The organism is Shewanella sp. AS16 (genome assembly GCF_021412365.1).
Taxonomy (GTDB): domain Bacteria; phylum Pseudomonadota; class Gammaproteobacteria; order Enterobacterales; family Shewanellaceae; genus Shewanella; species Shewanella salipaludis.
The window spans coordinates 1-315 of record NZ_JAKCLK010000143.1; the positions used below are offsets into that span (position 1 = coordinate 1).

The 315-nt window shown below is 49.2% G+C and carries 1 protein-coding gene; it reads right to left on the minus strand.

What is annotated here, in order from left to right; all coding sequences use genetic code 11:
- Positions 1–315 (minus strand): hypothetical protein (locus tag LZP73_RS19715; protein WP_234236608.1); only part of this gene is annotated, 315 nt, incomplete at both ends.

The following is a 315-nucleotide window of genomic DNA, read 5'->3' on the forward strand; positions in this document are numbered from 1 at the left end:
CCTGCGTGACAGAGTTTTCCAGGTCAATCTGACCATTATGTCCCAGGAATGTCAGATTTTTACCTGCGTTCAGGTCAGAACCTTTTTGCCCGTGCATGGCATATTCATCGGAACCCTGTTTCAGAGAGCCAGTGCCGGTGCTGCTGTCAAATTTCCATTGCAGGGGGGCGCCGGATGAGGCATTAAAAAAGACGGGAGCGTCATTATCCTCTGAATAGATCTGTGAGAGAAAACTCTGAGGAATAAGAGAATATATCAAATTGGTCCCCCCTCCTACTCCCGAGTAAACACCGACCAGTTCCCACTGCCCTTTGG